The following is an 18,777-nucleotide window of genomic DNA, read 5'->3' as shown; positions in this document are numbered from 1 at the left end:
GCCGCTGTCAACAATCTACAACAGTAAGCAAAGCTTAAGAAAGTTAATGGAATTTTTAGCAAGATAGAGGTAATGAGGTTTAATTTAGATAAAGTAAATTTAAGAAAGTTTAGACATTTACTATCCTGCCAAATCATTCATATTAACAATCGGTAGCATCACCGCCATCACAATAATCATCACTACCACGCCCATGAGTACTAGCATTAACGGCTCAAGTAACGACAGCAAAGTACTGATAAAGTTGGTCGCTTCCGCTTCTTGCATATTAGCCGCGCGGCTGAGCATATTTTCAAGCTCGCCTGAGTTTTCACCACTTTTAATCATTTGTACCATCATTGGCGGAAAGTAGGCGGATTTTTCTAATTGACTGGATAAACTTGAACCTTCCGTCACCCTATCGGCTGCGGTGATAATGCTTTTTTGAATATGTAAATTGGTCGTCACCGCCGCACCTATATGTAACGCTTCAATCAGCGGCACACCTGAGCGCACCAATATCGCAAGCGTACTGGCAAAACGTGCCGCATTAAGCCCTTTTGATAAGCGCGCCAATATTGGTAATCTGAGAACGATACTGTCTATGGATAATTTACCCGCTTGGGTTTGCGCAAAGCGATAAAATAAGAAAGCCACCCCTGCCAATACCAATACCATCAGCCACCACCATTGGGTAATGATGTTTGATAAACTCAGGACAATTTGGGTAATCAGCGGCAATGCCTGTTCAGACTGCTCAAAGACTTTGACAATTTTGGGCACCACAAAGCTCATCAGCCCCATGATGACGCCAATTGCCATGACCATCAGCACAATCGGATAGACCATCGCTCCTTGGATTTTCTTTTGTAGGGCAAAACGGTTTTCGGTGTAATCAGCCAACTGATTGAGGATTAAATCTAAGTGACCTGACTTCTCGCCTGCCGCAATGGTGGCAATATATAGCGGTGGAAAACTGGCCGCTTGTTGCAGAGCGCGCGCCAAGCTCAAACCTTCTAGCACATGCGAGCGTACGGCAAGCATAAGTGATTTAATGTGAGTTTTTGGCGATTGTTTGGCGACGGCGGCAAGCGTTTCCTCTAAAGGAATACCGGCGGCAAGCAATACTGATAATTGACGGGTCAGCAATGCCAATTCATAAGCAGAGGGTTTTTTATAGCGGTTTTTATTTTGGCTTTTTCGGTCATTGACGGCGGTGACTTCAACGGGCGTCCATTGTTTATCACGCAGCTGCTGGCGCACTTGCCGCGCAGAATCGCCTTCAAGTAAGCCTTTTTGGACACTGCCATGGTCGTCTAACGCTTTATAATGATAAGCGGGCATAGCAGTGAATATCCTAAGGTGGTCAATTAAAAATGATTATAAATCAGGTTTTATAGAGAAAGTGTATTTAGAGTTAACATCTTAGAAAAGCGGAGTAGAATCACTACTATCAGGCATCAAACCCTGTAATAGTAAAACGTCTAAATGCTGTTGTTGTAGCTTTTTATCGAAATCATTGACCTCAGCAATCAGCATTCTCTCGATACGCTTGTCACTGGCAAATACGCTCAACCTTGCACAAATAACCGCCAATTGATAAATACGTTTTTTGCAATAACCATCCAAGCCTTGCAGCAATCTCACCATATGTGGCGTCTCAAGACTGGCGTATTCATAATCGCTCACGACCTGCTGACCCAACGCGGTAACACCATAACTGATAGACAGATGGGCGCAAAAATAGCAGCTAAATAAATAGCCAACGACATGGCCAATATAATAAGCACGGTCATAAGTAAAGCTACTGACCCCAAAATGGCCGAGGACATAACTGTTCAAACTGCCTTGATCTAAAATAGGCTTGTCATGCTTGAGTTTACCAACGGTAGCAAAGCGCAGTGGATTGTGTCCATCTTGCGTCGTTAGCAGCCAACCGGCCGGCTGCTGCGCGGGCATATGACGCACAATATCTTCGATAATATCATCGACCACATGCAACTGCTGCCATAAACGCTCTAGCCCATCGGTATCCATGAGACCACGTTTATCAAGCTGCTGCGCTAGTAAATATTGCTGATATTCTGCAAACTGTGTTTTCAGTGTTTGCACAAGATAAGTAGGACGAGTCGCAGTAGACGCCATATAGAGTTGGCGCGTGCGCTCATGCTGAGCGCGATAAAGTGCCACACGTTGGACAGCGACATTGGTATCGCTAGTAGCAGTATTCTGGGTTTGGTTGACGGGTATTTGATTAGCAGATATTTGATTCGTAATATTTAGATGTGATTGCTCGGCATTTAATTCAGAATTTGACTCAACATTTGGTAAGGTAAATAATGCCAACAATGCTGCTTTATCAAAGGCAGCCGTTATCTGACCTTTTTGCTTATTTTTTACCGCCCGTTGGTTATTCTGAGCCTTAACTTTAACGTCTTTTTGATTAACGCCTTTTTCATTAACGCTGTCTTTATGGATAACAGACGCAGTAGCGCCTTTAGTATTATTCAAGGTTACGGTTGGTTTAGCGGTCGGTTCAGTCATAAAATACCATCAGCTGCAAAAAATCAATATCGCCCAAGACATATCAGCTATCACTATCGCATTGCTCTCATACCATGAGATTGAGATATAACACTCTAAAGGTTATCGCATCAACATATTTATCTTGGGCAATTCATTATTCTATAGTACCTGAACCTTAGTACGTTGTCAGCTGTCCATCATCGAAATACTAGACATCAAAATTAGTGACAAAGGGTGTGTTAAACAGCATAAATATTTAATAAATAGCCTGAGCGCTTTTTAAAGATGTACAGGAATTAATAGCTAATTAAGCGAGCGTTTGTTGCTGATACTGTTGGCGATAGGCTTTTGGCGACACACCATAAACACGCTTAAAAGCTTGGCTAAAGGTCGAATCTGAGGCGTAACCTACCAATTCACTGATACGACTAATGCTATTTTGCTGCAAACGAAGATAACGGGCGGCCAAGCGTAAGCGATAATCCAGTAAATAGGTCAATGGCGGTATACCAACCACCTCTTTAAAACGCTGCGCAAAGCTTGAGCGTGACATTCCTGCGACCTCAGCAAGCTTATGAATCGTCCAGCTTTGGTCTGGCGATTCGTGCATCGCTACCAACGCTTTGGTTAAAAACGGATCCTTCATGGCTTTTAGCCAATTATCGGTCGCTTCAGGCAGACTTTCAATATACACCCGCAGACATTCAATCATCATGATACTTGCCCAATGATTGATGACCGCAGCCTTACCCATACGCTCGCGCTCGGCCTCCAGTGTTAGTAGCCTAATCTCAACATCAATGACTTCAAACCGACCATCAGAGTCATCGTTAATTTCAGGCAATATTGCTGGCAGCATCGATAATAGAGGCCGAATCATGGCCTTGTCGTACTTACACTCGATCAGTATCAATGACGCTTCAGAATCACCGTCACCCTTTACATCCAGTGTATGCTCTTTACAGTTTATCAGTAACTCATCCAACGCCTGAGCCTCATCACCATGATGATTTAGCGCATAACTCACATGCTGATGCGAGCTTGGAATCATAATCATGTCACCAGCTCGCGTTTCTCGTGGGCCGTTGCCGACATCGATACAAAAACCACCAGACATGACCAAATAAAATAAAATCGTATCTTGTCTGGTGATTGAGTAAGACCAATTACCCACGCCATTTAAACGATAATATTTCGTTTCGAATAAATGCACATTTTCTAGCAACACGCTCAGTGCGTCCATCCATTACTTCCTCAATAATCGGTAATCAATATAGTAAATTTTAAAAAATAGAAATAAAGCGCTTATCACTGCAAAATCTTTTAAAGTAATTCGGTAACAATTTTAATTTTATTTGATAGGCTTTGAATTTTTGATAAAGTCGAAGCAAAGAAATAACTAAAAATATTGAATAAATAATTTAATGTGACAGCTGAATTTAACAATGGTTAACAAATAATAAAAAATTGGCGAGCACATCTATCATAGGAAAAAAAGCGAAAAAAGGCTAGCAGATGCTTATGTCATTAAATGTCTCATAAGTTGATAACTTATAACAAGTAAAGCAGCATGATAATTTCATAATTTTGATTTGTATTAAACAGACAGGCACAAAAAAATGCCAATAAAGGCAAACAGAGTTATTTTAATATTTTTGAATTTAGTGAGGAAGGTAATGCAGTATAAAATATGGGGCGACTGATGGGACTCGAACCCACGACAACCGAGATCACAACCCGGGGCTCTACCAACTGAGCTACAACCGCCATAACTATTGCCAAGAAAGGCAAGATTGACAGGCTAAATGGTGCGCCTGGCAGGATTCGAACCTGCGGCCACCTCCTTAGAAGGGAGATGCTCTATCCAACTGAGCTACAGGCGCTCTTAGAGGACTTTTATATATCTTGGCAAGTTTAACATAGTAGAAACTAAACCATTATACATAAAAAAAAGCCTGTAAGGCTCTTTAAATAGATGGTCGGAGTGATAGGATTCGAACCTACGACCCTCTGGTCCCAAACCAGATGCGCTACCAAACTGCGCCACACTCCGAAATTCTCTATTATCACGATAGTTTGTTACTTAACTCGTTATCGGTAATACCGCTAACTTGTTAATGTTCCTTGCTATCGAGGTGCACATATTAAGGGGTAAAGCCGGTTGTGTCAACACCTATTTTTGATTATTTTCAAAGAATCGTTAAATTCTTTTAAAAACCTTAAATCTTACTACAAATAGTGCTGGTACAACATTGATTTTTACTAACCATAATACATACTGTCGTTTTCGACAGCGCTCATTATACTACATTCAAATCTGGAAGCAAGCCGCCGTTTATATTTCCGCTAATAACATTAAAGGGAATGAGCCATAATCGAGCGGGATTTGACTGTATGTTAGAGGTTTTAAGACAGTCTGTACTATCACCTTTATCATAAGCTTGTTGTCTAAGCTCGACGGGTTGCCTGCTATTATCCTGCACCGGATAGACCAGCCACACTTGCTCTGCATGATAAGCCTGCGCATAACTGGTCAACTGATAGGCATCATTGGCGCTAATCGCCCCAGCGTGCGCTAGGTGCTTCCATTTCATATCAATCACGTGGCTATAATGACCTGAGTTATAATTACTTGCGCTATCACTCTCACTAACTGCTACATCTTCCGGATTTTGAACTTGACTTGGAATTAGCTGAGTATCATTGTCAGCAGCTACTTTATATATCAATAAATCAGGACGAATAGATAGACACGCCTGCCCTTCTGCATCGTTTAGCCACACACTTTGCGTTTGAAACATGGGCTTATAAGCCGAATTGGTCTGCTGAAACATTTTCGCTATGCGTTGGCTTGCCCATTGCTCAAACGCTTGATTCATATCAATCAATAAACATAAACGTGGTTGAAAGACGTTTTGATTGGCTAATGCATGCGGATTAATTCCATTTCCAGTATCAGCAGCAGATTGCTGCAATAGCCAATAAGCCAAATCTACTAACTGCTGAGCCGCTTGTAATTGCTGCCGAGATAAAGGCTGCAGCGCTAACTGCCGTTTTGCTTGCTGATATAGCGGCTCGAGCCGCTGCAGCTCATAACGACTTAGCACTGCTACTTGTTGCCATAACTGTAATGATGGCAGTAATGTCGATGCCGAAAATAGCGGAGTAAGTAAACTAAGCGCGCTTTTAATCAAGCGATTACTGAGCATCTCTTGGCTCATCACACTGCTTTCACAAACGAATTTATGCGGCTGCATACTGTTGTGGCGCAGCTGTTCTTTGATCAGCAAGCGGCCTTGTAGCGCTGCTTGGTTATGGATTTGCATCTGATAGTGCTTGGTCGGTTGATAATGCGCCAAACGCTGCAAAAACTGTGCTATCAACCAATCTGATAATGGCAGTACTTTAATTGGTAGCGCTGCTAATTGCGTACTAAATTGACCTAGGTTTTTTGTATTGGGAAGCTTATTTTTAGAATGATTGCTACTGGTTAAATCTGCCAGCATACCCTGCACCCATTGGCGCGTCTGATTGATAACGCTGGATTTGGCTGAATCATGAGGCTGCAGCTGATTATGCTTGATAGACGTTTTTGCCATCAATTTGGGCAATATCTCAAGCGTCATCCTGCTAGGCAGCAAAATAATACCGACATAATGGCTAACCTTTAGCTGCCACTGTCCGTGCTGGCGTTTAATGCTAAAAACGGCATACTCTTGCGCCATTAACCAATGAAAATCCGTTACGTGCGCAAAATCACGCGCCGTCAAACGCTGGTGTTCAAACACCGTAATAATATTAGCATCAAGTGCAGTCGCATTGACGTTATTAGTGATATTAGCACTATTAATAGTGCTGCCTATCGCTTTGCCCTCAGACTGTAATCCTCTACTTATCACAAGCTAATACCTTGTTAATATAAACGCTGATAAACTAACGGCTTGGCAAATTCAGCGCTGTTATTCATTAAATCTGCATTAATTTTATAACTGCCCGTACTCATAGACTGACTGAGAAATGACTGCTGGTCTGCAAATATTGGATTTGAACTATTGGGGCTAGCCGAGTTATTTGCATCACTATTGATGAGCGCTTGGCTATCTTGGATAAACTGTGCGCTCATCGGCTGCTGCTCATCTTGAAAAATATATTGCAAAATAGTGAGTTGTCCACTAGCCGCCTGTGCCAATTGCGGAATGATTTGTTCAATAAGTGCGGTTTGCAATTGCTCAAAACTGTGCACTGACCATAAAAACGCATGACCTAATTGCGCCTCTGCCCCTAGCGTTTGGGTAATGCGGTTATTTAAACCGGTTAAGAGTTTTGCTAAATCTATCGCTTCTGTCGGACTAGCTGTTTTTGAATGAAGCACTTCTGGATTACTCGCTTCTGAATTATCAGCTTCTAAGTCTTGATTGAGATAAATAATAGGTAATAATTCCGGCTGCGGCGGACAGTCAACAAAGCGAAAACGTCGACGCAATGCCATATCAAGCGGCACTAATGAGTGGTCTTGGGTGTTCATCGTGGCATAAATATCAACATTGGCAGGGACGCTAAAAGTCCGCCCTGAATACGCAAAATTAACCGTCATCGCGTTTGCCATACCGGCACGCTTGTCTGACTCAATCAAACTTAGTAGCTCGCCAAAGACGCGTGAGACGTTAGCCCGATTGATCTCATCAATTAACATCGCATAACGCTGCTCAGGATCGCGGGCAGCGCGCTGGCATAATTTTAAGAATGCACCATCTTGAATGGCATAACTCATTTGAGATGAACTATTTGTTGTATGGCTGGACGCCGCCATCACAGGGCGAATACCTTCAACAAACTCCTCATAACCATACGCTTGATGGAAGCTGACCATACTAAAGCGCTGCTGGCTGAAATTTTGGTCTTGGTTGTTATTCTCGTGCTGCGCCTGCTGAAACTCCGCTAATTGCTGCGCTAACTCGCTTAATAAATCCATGCCTTCGGGGAGCAGATACCATGCGCCGCTATTATCTTTATCGAAATAGGCTTGGCTGGCTCTATTTTTATAACTCACCGTTTGTGAGCTAGCAGGCGTATGCATTTGTAGCACAGACCAAGCGGTATTGCTTAAGTTTTTATCACGCGAATTTTGCGCCGCTTTGCTAACAAAAAACTCATGATTGACAATTTCTGGCACTTTAACCAAATCCTGTTTTTTAGATTTAAAATCTAAAAATATCAAACAAACGACATCACGCCAGCTTAGTTCATGCAGCAGTTGTCCCAATAAATCCTTGTCATTTACCCTTGGTAAATAGTCGGTATATTGCTGCGCGATTTGTAGCAAGCGATAGGTTTTACCCGTGCCAGCGACGCCGGTATAAATGATATTGGTCGGTTTTTGAGGAGACATATCCGGCACAGCCTTATCGAGTATTAAAAAATCACGGCAACCATACTTCAGCACTTTAGCCACGTAAGAGTTTAGCTATTTTTACATTAAGCGCCATAGAATAGTGCAACGTTATTGCTCATATTTATTGCGAGCATTTAAGGTATCGTTACGTTAGTCATATTTTATAAGCGCAGCAGTTCATGTTAATAATAGTAGCGATACGGCGCTTAATGTACCATAGTTAGAAATTTACTAAGTTAGAAATGCGCCAGCGTTAAAATAGCTGCTAGGATAAAGCTTATTATCTTACTCATTCAACGCTCATTTCTAACCATCGGTTAATTAATCTAGTTGGCTAGCCTAATGGAGCAGCTTCGTTAATTAATATGATTAAACCACTCCAAATTGAGGAATGTTGTATGTCAGGATTATTAAAAAAACTCCCTACCAAGCTGACCAATAAACGAGCAGTCAAAGTAGCTGACAACACAAGATTGCCAGTCGAAAAACCAAATACTACCTTAAAACCCATCAGTAACCAATTTACCAAGCTGCTATCAGTCACTAAGTATTTACCGGCGGGAGCGCGCGCCAGCATTTTATCGAAAGCTTTTGGTAAAGTGGTGCCGTACGTGGCCACAACCGGTATCTATTATGAGAACGTCGACGCTAATCAAGTGGTGGTCAGCTTAAATAACACTAAAGCGGTGCAAAACCATATTGGCTCTGTCCATGCCGTTGCCATCACCTTACTTGCCGAAACGGCAACAGGATTTATTTTGGGTTTAAACCTACCGTCTGACCGCGTATTATTGATTAAATCTTATTCGGTAAATTTTTATCGTCCAATTAAAAAAGGTCAGATTGCTGCCGTGGCGTCATTGTCGGATGAGCAGCGCTTGGATATTTTGAACACGCCAAAAGGTGAGATGGTCATTCCTTGCGTGATTCATGACCGTGAGTCTGATAGCGACCGTGACCCAATCGTCGTTGAGATGACGTGGGCTTGGATACCTAAGTCTGAATTAGAAGCACGCCGTCAAGGTAAAGCGACTAAAGCAGAGCTAGAGAATGAACAACTTGAAAATGCGATGTCTGAGAGTGAAGAAAGCAGTAAGCAGTCTTCAAAAGAGCTTGAGAGCAATTCGTTTTAATTCTTTAAAACAAAAACAAGCATACGTCAAAAAATGGATTTTTATAAAACCATGATAATAATAGGGAGACAAGCGTGTCTACATATATCAATCAATTGACTACTAACTTATCTAAAGCATTGCTGATTAGCGCCTGCTCATTAGGCTTGGGCTTTGCCGCTACGGCTAATGCGGCGCCAGCGAAGAATAATGCAACCATCACCAAATCTAGTCCAGTATTTCTCGGTGATGGCGGCAATTATCCATTTTCAGAAGCGGTACGTGTCGGCGACACTTTATATATGTCTGGTCAGATTGGTTTTAAAGATGGCAAACTGGTCAAAGGCGGAGTAAAAGCGGAAGCCAAACAAGCCCTCGATAATATCAATGAAACCTTATTAAAGTACGGCTACCAAAAGTCAGACATCGTAAAATGTATGGCAATGCTGACCGACATGGATGACTTTGATGACTTTAATAAAGTCTATAAAGCAGAGTTGGCTAAGCCTTACCCTGTACGCTCAGCTTTTGGCGTCTCAGAACTGGCAGCGGGTGCAAGCGTTGAAGTTGAGTGTATCGCTGCAAAATGATAGCAACTCGAAAATTTAAGATACTAGAGTCAAATAACTGGCTTTTACAGCCAGTTATTTTTCTAAATGTTTTACAAATACTTTCTCTAAGCATTTTATACCAATATCGTGTCATCGGTGATGGCGCTTTCTTTGGTTACCCGCAGTACCTCTTCTAACGTCGTCCGACCCTCTATGACTTTGCGTAAGCCATCAGCACGTATTGATGGTGTCTGCTGGCGGGCGTATTCTTCTAACTCGTACTCAGCCGTATTGCTATGAATCATACGGCGCAACGTATCGTCAACTGGCACCACTTCATAGATCGCCGTCCGCCCTTTAAAGCCTGAATTATTACATTTATCACAGCCAACGGGTTTGGGTAAATTAATCGTCTGTGCTGTTAAATTTTCAGCATTTAACCCTATACCAATTTCCGCAAACAATTTGGCCTCTTCGTTATCAGCAGCCTGCCAACCATGACAATGTGTACATAAAGTACGCACCAAGCGCTGGGCGACAACACCTATTAGCGACGACGATAATAAAAATGGCTCAACGCCCATATCTTGCAAACGCGTGACCGCCCCAATGGCGGTATTGGTATGCAGCGTTGATAATACCAAGTGTCCTGTCAAAGACGCTTGGACGGCAATTTCGGCGGTTTCTAAATCACGAATTTCACCAACCATGACCACGTCTGGATCTTGCCGCAACATGGCGCGTAAACTTTTGGCAAAGGTCATATCGACCTTGTTATTCACTTGCGTTTGCCCAATACCATCGAGTTGAAACTCAATTGGATCTTCGGCAGTTAAAATATTTCGGGTTTGGTCATTGAGGTCAGTCAATGCTGAATATAGGGTGGTAGTTTTACCCGAACCCGTCGGTCCGGTCACCAAAATAATGCCATGCGGACGATGGATCAAGCGCTTAAGCTCGGTATAGTCATTATCAGAAAGTCCAAGATAAGTCATATTCAGACGACCCGCTTGTTTATCGAGCAATCGCATCACTACTCGCTCACCGAAACTTGACGGCAGTGTCGATACCCGCACATCAACCTCACGTCCTGCGAGTCTTAGACTAATACGACCGTCTTGTGGCACGCGCTTTTCAGCGATATCAAGCTTCGCCATGACCTTGATACGTGAGACGAGTAATGGCGCTAATTGGCGTTTTGGTGTGATGATTTCTTTGAGCTCACCATCAACCCGAAAGCGTACCACTAAGCGTTTCTCAAAAGTCTCAATATGAATATCCGAGGCATTTAGACGTATGGCTTCGGACAGCAGCGCATTGATCAGACGAATAATGGGCGCGTCATCTTGTTGGTCCATCAAATCTTCAGTTTCAGGAACGCTATCTGCCAAACTATCAAGGTCAGGATGGTCTTCAAGACCTGCGGCAATATGCTGCGACTCACCCGTATTACCCGCATAGGCAGCATTCATGCGTTTTTCGAAATCATCGGTGCTGATACTTTCGTAATTGGGTACACCGCGCACGCCTTGTTGCTGTAAAAAACGTACCGCTTCATTAATCGCCGATAGTGGCGTGGCTTTGGTCAATACCAGTGTCGGCGGCAACTCGGGATCAATAGCAAGAATGGCCAAAATTTGATGACGTTTTGCAAAACTGTACGGCAGCTGCAGCATAAAGACGACCTAGTGAGTGACAGATTTAAAAAAGAACTTATAAAATAACTTTGACAGTGGCTTTGAAAACAGCCTTGAAAACACAATCTAATACATGCTAAAAAGTACTGCTGACTTTACTCTTTCAAGCTACCTGCTCAAATCGTTAAACTGGGTAAAGATTGTCAGTAAGCGCGCATGAGTTTGTTATAATAGCATTTTGTTTTATGCAAGTAGCAAGGCTTTGATGTGATTTATGACTTTGCTGTTTAGGCAGTTATAATATTAGCATTTAGCATCGCAGGCATTTAGCCCCATAACGCCTATTTACGTTTTGCCTCTGCTACTATTTGATAAAAATTCTTATTGCCCACAGTAATAACCTTGTTAGTCACCTTTGTTCGCCCGCTATTAGGATTATCCTTATGTCACAAGCCGCAAATTCTACTACCAACGCTCAGTCATCTTCACAAGACACTTTAGCACAAGATACTTTTACGGTCGGCAGCCGTACATTCTCTTCTCGATTATTGGTCGGTACCGGTAAGTATAAAGATATGGCTGAAACGGGTGCAGCTATTGGCGCTTCAGAAGCTGAGATTGTCACCGTTGCTATTCGCCGCACCAACATTGGTCAAAATAGTAATGAGCCGAATTTATTAGATGTAATTTCACCGGATAAATATACCATCTTACCCAATACCGCAGGCTGCTTTGATGCCGAAACCGCGATTCGTACTTGTAAGCTTGCTCGCGAGTTATTAGGCGGGCATAATCTGGTTAAGCTGGAAGTGTTAGGTGATGAAAAAACTCTTTATCCAAATGTGATGGAAACCTTAAAAGCGGCGAAAGTGTTAATCGATGATGGCTTTGAAGTCATGGTTTATACCTCTGACGACCCTATTGTCGCTCAAGAATTAGAGAGCATGGGCTGCGTGGCAATTATGCCTCTTGGTAGCTTGATTGGCTCTGGCCTTGGTTTGCTCAATCGCCATACGCTCAGCCTTATTATCGAGAATGCCAATGTACCAGTATTGGTTGATGCTGGCGTCGGTACCGCTTCTGATGCAGCGATTGCTATGGAGCTTGGCTGTGATGGTGTGCTGATGAATTCAGCCATTGCCAATTCACAAAACCCCGTGCTGATGGCGCAGGCCATGAAACATGCCATTTGGGCAGGTCGGCAAGCGTTCTTAGCAGGTCGTATGCCGATGCGTAAAATGGCGACTGCCAGCTCGCCGCAAACCGGATACTTTTTTCAATAGTTTTTTAGCTTATATTTTTCAGATTGAATTTTTCGGATCGGGTTTTTAAGCTTATACGCTTAAGCTAAAACCTGTAAAAGCATGGCTTATCACATAATAAAATAATAAAATTTCCGTGAACCATGCTTTTTATATTAAGATAACTTTCTAACTACTTTTAAATTTTTAATATTTTTTTCGCTAGATTGTTTAGTTTTTCTACACTTTATCCTTATTTAACTGAATACTTATTTATTTTATCGCCATTTTTCATTCATCGTCATAAAAGGATTTATTATGCGACTTCTCACAGCAGTCGACCAGTTGTTCTTACTTCTTGAGTCGCGTAAACAACCCATGCATGTTGGGGGTCTCTTCTTATTCGAATTGCCAGAAAATGCGGATAACAGTTTTGTTTGTCAGTTAGTCAAACAGATGCAACACTCTGATGTGCCGCCGACCTTCCCTTTTAACCAAGTGCTTGAGCATTTGATATTTTGGAAAAAAGACAAGTACTTTGATGTTGAGCATCATTTGCATCATGTGGCGCTACCAAAGCCCGCCCGTGTACGCGAGCTCTTGATGTACGTTTCAAGAGAGCATGGCCGTCTATTAGATCGGGCGATGCCCCTATGGGAATGTCATGTCATTGAAGGGATTGAACCAGAAAGCGAAGGTGCTCCTGAGCGGTTTGCCTTATATTTTAAAATTCACCATTCATTAGTTGATGGTATCGCGGCTATGCGCATCGTCAAAAAATCCTTATCTCAATCGCCGACCGAACCGGTCATACTACCAATTTGGTCGTTAATGGCACGTCATCGCAACCAAGTCGATGCAATTTTGCCTAAAGAGCGCTCAGCACGGCGAATTATCAAAGAGCAAGTGTCCACCATTAAGCCAGTATTTACAGAGTTGCTCGATAGTTTAAAAAATTATGGTGACGACAGTTATGTCAGCACCTTTGCGGCGCCGATGAGCGTACTCAATAAACGCATTTCAGCATCACGGCGCATAGCTGCGCAGTCCTATGAGATACAGCGCTTTAACGATATCGCTGAGCGTTTAAATATCAGTAAAAATGATGTGGTACTTGCGGTTTGTGCTGGTGCCCTTCGTCGTTATTTACTATCGATAGATGCCCTACCGAGCAAGCCTTTGATTGCCTTTGTGCCAATATCATTACGTACAGATGATAGCGTGGGGGGCAACCAGTTGTCATTTGTACTGGCCAATTTAGGCACGCATTTAGACGATCCTCTCAGCCGAATTGAGCTCATTCATCGCAGTATGAATAATGGCAAACGCCGCTTCCGCCGTATGAATCAAGCGCAAGTTATTAACTATAGCGTCATCTCCTATGCATGGGAAGGCATCAATCTGGCAACTGGTCTGTTTCCTAAGAAGCAAGCTTTTAACCTGATTATCTCTAATGTACCTGGTTCGGAAAAACCGCTCTATTGGAATGGCGCGCGTATGCAGTCCTTATACCCAGCATCCATTGTATTCAACGGTCAAGCCATGAATATTACTCTTGCTAGCTATTTGGACAAGATTGAATTTGGGATTACCGCTTGTAGTAAAGCTTTGCCGCATGTACAAGATATGCTCGTCCTCATAGAAGAAGAGCTGCAGCTGTTGGAGCGCACCAGTAAAGAGCTTGAATTCCAAGGCATTACGGTTGAAGATAGAAGTGGCGATGAAGGTAATAACAAAACAAAAAAGCTGGCTCCATAACGGAACCAGCTTTTTATTTTTAGTATTAACGTTTTACTATTGATAAGTCAGAGCATTAAACAGTAAAAACTATACCGCATCACCCCACGTTGGGACGACCACTTGCATCAATGGTTTCAAGAGCTTGATATTACAAGCAAAGATAGAGCCAGAGGTCATCGAGTTGTGCGCGCCTGTATGGTCAACGACCACACCGCGTGCTTCGGTCACGATAAGCTCACCGGCAGCGATATCCCACGGCTTGATAGACATCTCAAAATAACCGTCAAAACGACCAGCGGCCACATAGCACAAGTCGAGTGCAGCTGACCCTAAACGGCGAATTTGACCGCCCTCTTCAGAGATTTTTTGTAAGCTTTCAAAATGCTGTTTAGCATAAGAGATAACTTCGCCATTACGTTTACGCTCGAGCGGATGACCAGTGGTAAATAGACCGCCGTCAATTGTTTTGCGCTCGCTGACGTTGATACGGCGTTGGTTTAAACGCGCGCCTTTACCACGGCTGGCAGAGAACATCTCATCACGCACAGGATCATAAATAACACCGTGTTGAGTAACGCCTTTATGCTGTACAGCGATAGATACGCAAAACTGCGGCACACCATGGACGAAGTTTTTGGTGCCATCTAGTGGATCAATAATCCAGCACCAGTCAGCATCTTCACCGCGACCTTCTTGCATACCAAACTCTTCACCCAAGAATGAGTGATTTGGGTAGCTGGCTTTTAACGTCTCAATCGTCAGCTCTTCACTGAAACGATCAATGCGGGTCACCAAACCATCAAGCCCTTTTGACTCAATATCTAGCTCGATTTTGTGGCGGTTTTGATGCGCATATAAAATCTCTTTACCGACTTTTTCAGCAGCACGCGCTGCGATGACGACCATGGGTTCCATAAATAACCTATTTGCTTGATGAATGAATACTACTTAAGAGATGTGACTTATAAAATGTACGAAAAATAAAACTTGCATCAAAACTCACGCTTAACTTACTTGATTAACAAGTGTCGTGATTACTTATAGTAAAAAACCATAGCCGCCTAGCAAACCAAATATAGGATTGCCAGCAGTGGTACCGCCCAAGTTGTCAAATAATTCACACCTACGGCAAGTAGGCGAGGTTTAAGCAAGGAACAGAAATACTTTATTTTTCAATCCGCTATTTTAGCAATTTTTTATAGATTATAGTGTTTTATTTTAGCAATTGCTGGAGCTGACTGACGACTCCTGCAACATCCAAACCACAGTCAGCCATTTGCTCTGCTTGCGAACCATGAGCGACAAAACGATCAGGGATACCAATATTACAGATTGCTGGGCGGCTATTCTTGAATGCTGGCGATTCGTTAAGTAAGTACTCATTTACCGCGCTGCCCGCGCCGCCCATAATCGTGTGCTCTTCTAGAGTAGCTATATGAGTGATGCCTTGCTCGATTAAGGTTTCGAGCAAATGGGTATCTAAAGGTTTTACCCAGCGCATATTAACCACATGTATCTGACAGTCTGACTTTATATTATCGTTAATCAGACTTTCTGCGGCTTGCTGAGCTGTATCAACCATAGTACCAAAGGCTAATAACGCCAATTTATTAGGGGCATCATCTTGACCTAATACCGATTCTACTACCGCTTTGCCAATAGGATAAAGTTGTACAGGTTGCTTTATAATAGCACCTGTACCAACACCGCGCGGATAGCGTACTGCTGTACAGCCTTGATATTCATAGCAAGTATTCAGCAAGTGATAACATTCGTTTTCATCTTTTGGCGCCGCAATCAACATGTTCGGCACGCAGCGTAAAAAGGCAAAATCGAATACGCCGGCATGGGTTGCGCCATCTTCTCCGACCAAACCGGCGCGATCAATAGCAAACATCACATCAAGGTTTTGTAGAGCGACATCATGAATGAGCTGATCGTAACCACGCTGCAAAAAGGTTGAATAAATCGCTACGACAGGTTTGACGCCTTGGGTTGCCATCCCGCCTGCTAAAGTTACCGCGTGTTGTTCAGCAATTGCTACATCAAAAAAACGCTTGGGAAATTGACGCGCAAACTCAATCATCCCCGAGCCTTCTTCCATGGCTGGGGTAATGGCAAGCAGCTTATCGTCAGTAGCGGCTTTATCACATAAGAACTGCCCAAAGACTTGCGAGTATTTTAATAGTGGTTTGCTGGTTGTTAGGCTAGCTGTTACCGCTTTCTTCTCGCTATCTTCAGCAGGCAATCTACTAATAGCGTGATAGCCAACTGGATCTAATTCTGCAGGAGCAAAACCTTTACCTTTAGTAGTATAAATATGGACTAACACTGGGCCTTTTAATTGCTTGGCAAGCGACAGCACGCGTAATAGCTCAGGGATATTATGCCCATCAAACGGACCAAAATAGGTAAAGCCAATCGCCTTAAATATATTGTCTTCTAGCTGCGGGACATCGCGCAGCTCATTATGACGCTTACGGCGGTCATAGGCTTGCATATCAGGGCGCTTGCATAATATTGGCTCGCCTGCATCAGAGATATCAACCTGATACCCTGACTCCCATAACGTCGCTAAATGCCGCGAAAAACCACCGATAGAGCAAGATATTGACATATCATTGTCATTTAAAATCACGAGCAAATCAGCATCTTGTTGTACGGCATCGTTCATCGCTTCAAATGCCATGCCGCCGGTCATCGCCCCATCGCCAATAATACACGCAACCGTTTGTGCAATGCCTTGATAACGAAGCGCCAAGCTCATGCCCAAAGCTGCTGAGATGGACGTCGATGAATGACCAACCCCAAAAGTATCGTAGACCGACTCAGCGCGTTCTGGAAAAGCGGTTAAACCGTCTTTTGAGCGAATGGTGCCAAGCTTATCACGGCGACCAGTCAGTACTTTATGAGCATAGGCTTGATGACCTACGTCCCAAACAATCTGATCTTGCGGCGCATCCAACAGATAATGCAGCGCAATGGTCAACTCAATCACGCCTAAATTGGCCCCGAAATGACCGCCACTTTGACCCGCTGAATAGAGCAGGAAAAGCCGTAGCTCATCCGCCAATGTAATTAGCTGACTTGCGCTAAACGCCTTCAAGTCAATCGGTGCGTCTACCGTATCAAGTAGTGGCGTATGCGGACGCTCACGCGGAATTGCTGCATATGTTTTTTGCAGGTTTGATAGCGGTGCAGCAGAATCAATGGCTGACGCAGATAATGACTTAGACTGTGGGGAATGAGTTGACTGCTGCATAAAACGTACGATACCTACCAATCTGCTGACAAGATGCGACCTTAGACAGTGGCTATCACTAGTAATAATCTAAGTGGCGTTAATAATAGTGCTGACATCATAAACGGATAAATGCCATCGACTATATGTTTATTAGTACAGCCTTTAACACAACTGTGAATAACGAAAAATGCGCTATTTAATATAAGGCGCTAGCTTTAATCTTATAACGCTAAAGGCAGTTATAAAGATGGTGACCAATGCTGTTATAAATCCTGATGCTGCTTTATGACAATGTTTAATAATAATGTTTGATAATGATATTTAATAATTTTGTATGGATAGCGAACATTGGTGACGACATAGTAATGTAAGGACAAAGACTTGTCACTGTATCCGTCAAAATAGTATGGCATAATAGCATTTATTTTTAATTGTCGCTTTAATCATCGTGCGCCGTCTGTGAACTTTGTGTGTATTTCCACTAAACAGCATTCTGATGCTGTTTTAATCAAGCACTATGTAATACTTTAGCTATTATTATAAAGCTTTAACAGACCTCTAGCGTTACGATGATCGGCTTATGCAGGACATTAATGTCATATCAATTTATCACTAGTGCCAAACTACCTACTCGTCACGGCGAGTTTGATATTCATATCTTTGAAAATGCAGACGGTCAAGAGCATGTGATGCTTACTGTCGGTCTTTCGGTGGTCAATCAAGACACTTCTATTACAGACACCGCCATTGATAATTTAAATCGCGCTGACATGGCATCAAACCAAAAAGATCAATCGTTAGCAGAGCGCCCTGTGCCACTAATACGTATCCATTCAGAATGTCTCACTGGCGACGCATTTAGTTCATTAAAATGCGATTGTGGTCCCCAACTTAATACTGCCATGCAAGCGATACAAGAAACGGGCTGCGGGGCGATATTATACTTGCGCCAAGAAGGTCGCGGGATTGGCCTGACCAATAAAATCCGTGCTTACGCCTTGCAAGATCAAGGTCATGATACCTTAGATGCCAATCTTATGTTAGGTTTACCGGCTGATGCGCGCGTTTATGATATGTGCGGACCGATGCTTGCTCATGTCGGCGTCGATAGCGTGCGCCTGATTACCAATAATCCCGATAAAGTCGCTTACTTAACCGAGCACGGTATCAATGTCGTTGAGCGCGTGCCTTTATTGGTTGGGGTTAACGATATGAATGCTGAGTATCTAGCGACTAAACGTGACCGGATGGGGCATCTGTTTGATAAAGACTTCAATACTGCCTTACACCTTAATAAATAGTAAATAATTAGATATTTTATGACCATACCAAATATAGATAACCTTGATATAGAT

13 protein-coding genes and 3 tRNA genes are annotated in these 18,777 nt (G+C 43.0%); 5 read left to right on the top strand and 11 right to left on the bottom strand.

Annotation, left to right across the window (positions count from 1 at the left end):
- Window positions 1–120: 120 nt before the first annotated feature.
- From gspF to JMW39_RS08200, 8 genes are all read right to left on the bottom strand, one after another.
- Entirely contained in the window at window positions 121–1,323 is a 1,203-nt protein-coding gene (gene gspF, locus JMW39_RS08235; protein WP_201545635.1) for a type II secretion system inner membrane protein GspF, read from the bottom strand.
- 81 nt (window positions 1,324–1,404) lie between these two features.
- Window positions 1,405–2,523 (bottom strand): hypothetical protein, encoded by a 1,119-nt coding sequence (locus JMW39_RS08230; RefSeq protein ID WP_201545621.1) that lies wholly within the window; start codon window positions 2,521–2,523, stop codon window positions 1,405–1,407.
- Between the two features lie 289 nt (window positions 2,524–2,812).
- The gene (locus JMW39_RS08225) at window positions 2,813–3,748 is read right to left on the bottom strand and encodes a helix-turn-helix transcriptional regulator (protein WP_201545618.1); all 936 of its coding nucleotides are present in this window, start codon (window positions 3,746–3,748) and stop codon (window positions 2,813–2,815) included.
- Window positions 3,749–4,196: 448 nt separating this feature from the next.
- A tRNA-His gene (locus JMW39_RS08220) sits at window positions 4,197–4,272 on the bottom strand.
- A 39-nt stretch (window positions 4,273–4,311) separates the two neighbouring features.
- Window positions 4,312–4,388 (bottom strand) — tRNA-Arg (locus JMW39_RS08215).
- 93 nt (window positions 4,389–4,481) lie between these two features.
- A tRNA-Pro gene (locus JMW39_RS08210) sits at window positions 4,482–4,558 on the bottom strand.
- Window positions 4,559–4,805: 247 nt separating this feature from the next.
- A complete protein-coding gene (locus JMW39_RS08205) occupies window positions 4,806–6,404 on the bottom strand; it encodes an McrC family protein (protein WP_227679462.1) in 1,599 nt (532 codons plus the stop codon).
- Window positions 6,405–6,418: 14 nt separating this feature from the next.
- Entirely contained in the window at window positions 6,419–7,894 is a 1,476-nt protein-coding gene (locus JMW39_RS08200) for an McrB family protein (protein WP_201545615.1), read from the bottom strand.
- A gap of 401 nt (window positions 7,895–8,295) precedes the next feature.
- Here JMW39_RS08200 and JMW39_RS08195 point away from each other — a divergent pair, with 401 nt between their 5' ends.
- Both JMW39_RS08195 and JMW39_RS08190 read left to right on the top strand, forming a co-directional pair.
- Window positions 8,296–9,030, top strand: a complete 735-nt coding sequence (locus tag JMW39_RS08195) for a DUF4442 domain-containing protein (protein ID WP_201545599.1) — start codon at window positions 8,296–8,298, stop codon at window positions 9,028–9,030.
- Window positions 9,031–9,104: 74 nt separating this feature from the next.
- The gene (locus JMW39_RS08190; protein WP_149490519.1) at window positions 9,105–9,599 is read left to right on the top strand and encodes a RidA family protein; all 495 of its coding nucleotides are present in this window, start codon (window positions 9,105–9,107) and stop codon (window positions 9,597–9,599) included.
- Window positions 9,600–9,694: 95 nt separating this feature from the next.
- Here JMW39_RS08190 and gspE read toward each other — a convergent pair whose 3' ends face one another.
- Window positions 9,695–11,236, bottom strand: a complete 1,542-nt coding sequence (gspE, locus tag JMW39_RS08185) for a type II secretion system ATPase GspE (RefSeq protein ID WP_201545596.1) — start codon at window positions 11,234–11,236, stop codon at window positions 9,695–9,697.
- 404 nt (window positions 11,237–11,640) lie between these two features.
- Between gspE and JMW39_RS08180 the strand changes: the two genes are divergently transcribed.
- Together JMW39_RS08180 and JMW39_RS08175 are read left to right on the top strand one after the other, a co-directional pair.
- A complete protein-coding gene (locus JMW39_RS08180; protein ID WP_201545591.1) occupies window positions 11,641–12,480 on the top strand; it encodes a thiazole synthase in 840 nt (279 codons plus the stop codon).
- A gap of 276 nt (window positions 12,481–12,756) precedes the next feature.
- Window positions 12,757–14,196, top strand: a complete 1,440-nt coding sequence (locus tag JMW39_RS08175; RefSeq protein ID WP_201545588.1) for a WS/DGAT/MGAT family O-acyltransferase — start codon at window positions 12,757–12,759, stop codon at window positions 14,194–14,196.
- 69 nt (window positions 14,197–14,265) lie between these two features.
- On the opposite strand, the gene JMW39_RS08170 is transcribed toward JMW39_RS08175, so the two are convergent.
- Both JMW39_RS08170 and dxs read right to left on the bottom strand, forming a co-directional pair.
- Window positions 14,266–15,093, bottom strand: a complete 828-nt coding sequence (locus tag JMW39_RS08170; RefSeq protein WP_201545586.1) for an inositol monophosphatase family protein — start codon at window positions 15,091–15,093, stop codon at window positions 14,266–14,268.
- 298 nt (window positions 15,094–15,391) lie between these two features.
- Window positions 15,392–17,440 carry a 1-deoxy-D-xylulose-5-phosphate synthase gene (gene dxs, locus JMW39_RS08165; RefSeq protein ID WP_201545583.1) on the bottom strand — a complete coding sequence of 683 codons (2,049 nt, stop codon included), beginning with the start codon at window positions 17,438–17,440 and terminating at the stop codon, window positions 15,392–15,394.
- Window positions 17,441–18,015: 575 nt separating this feature from the next.
- Here dxs and ribA point away from each other — a divergent pair.
- The gene (ribA, locus tag JMW39_RS08160; RefSeq protein ID WP_201545580.1) at window positions 18,016–18,723 is read left to right on the top strand and encodes a GTP cyclohydrolase II; all 708 of its coding nucleotides are present in this window, start codon (window positions 18,016–18,018) and stop codon (window positions 18,721–18,723) included.
- The last annotated feature ends 54 nt before the right edge of the window (window positions 18,724–18,777 follow it).

This window comes from Psychrobacter immobilis (assembly GCF_904846175.1).
Classification (GTDB): Bacteria; Pseudomonadota; Gammaproteobacteria; order Pseudomonadales; family Moraxellaceae; genus Psychrobacter; species Psychrobacter immobilis_E.
The sequence above is the reverse complement of the archived record's forward strand: the minus strand, read 5'-3'. Positions and strand labels throughout refer to the sequence as shown.

Excerpts from the sequence above, each read along its gene's own strand:
- JMW39_RS08230 (WP_201545621.1), bottom strand. The coding sequence starts at position 2,523 with ATGACTGAACCGACCGCTAAACCAACCGTAACCTTGAATAATACTAAA.
- gspF (WP_201545635.1), bottom strand. The coding sequence starts at position 1,323 with ATGCCCGCTTATCATTATAAAGCGTTAGACGACCATGGCAGTGTCCAA.
- JMW39_RS08180 (WP_201545591.1), top strand. The coding sequence starts at position 11,641 with ATGTCACAAGCCGCAAATTCTACTACCAACGCTCAGTCATCTTCACAA.
- JMW39_RS08170 (WP_201545586.1), bottom strand. The coding sequence starts at position 15,093 with ATGGAACCCATGGTCGTCATCGCAGCGCGTGCTGCTGAAAAAGTCGGT.
- JMW39_RS08175 (WP_201545588.1), top strand. The coding sequence starts at position 12,757 with ATGCGACTTCTCACAGCAGTCGACCAGTTGTTCTTACTTCTTGAGTCG.
- ribA (WP_201545580.1), top strand. The coding sequence starts at position 18,016 with ATGTCATATCAATTTATCACTAGTGCCAAACTACCTACTCGTCACGGC.
- JMW39_RS08195 (WP_201545599.1), top strand. The coding sequence starts at position 8,296 with ATGTCAGGATTATTAAAAAAACTCCCTACCAAGCTGACCAATAAACGA.
- dxs (WP_201545583.1), bottom strand. The coding sequence starts at position 17,440 with ATGCAGCAGTCAACTCATTCCCCACAGTCTAAGTCATTATCTGCGTCA.
- JMW39_RS08225 (WP_201545618.1), bottom strand. The coding sequence starts at position 3,748 with ATGGACGCACTGAGCGTGTTGCTAGAAAATGTGCATTTATTCGAAACG.
- JMW39_RS08200 (WP_201545615.1), bottom strand. The coding sequence starts at position 7,894 with ATGTCTCCTCAAAAACCGACCAATATCATTTATACCGGCGTCGCTGGC.
- gspE (WP_201545596.1), bottom strand. The coding sequence starts at position 11,236 with ATGCTGCAGCTGCCGTACAGTTTTGCAAAACGTCATCAAATTTTGGCC.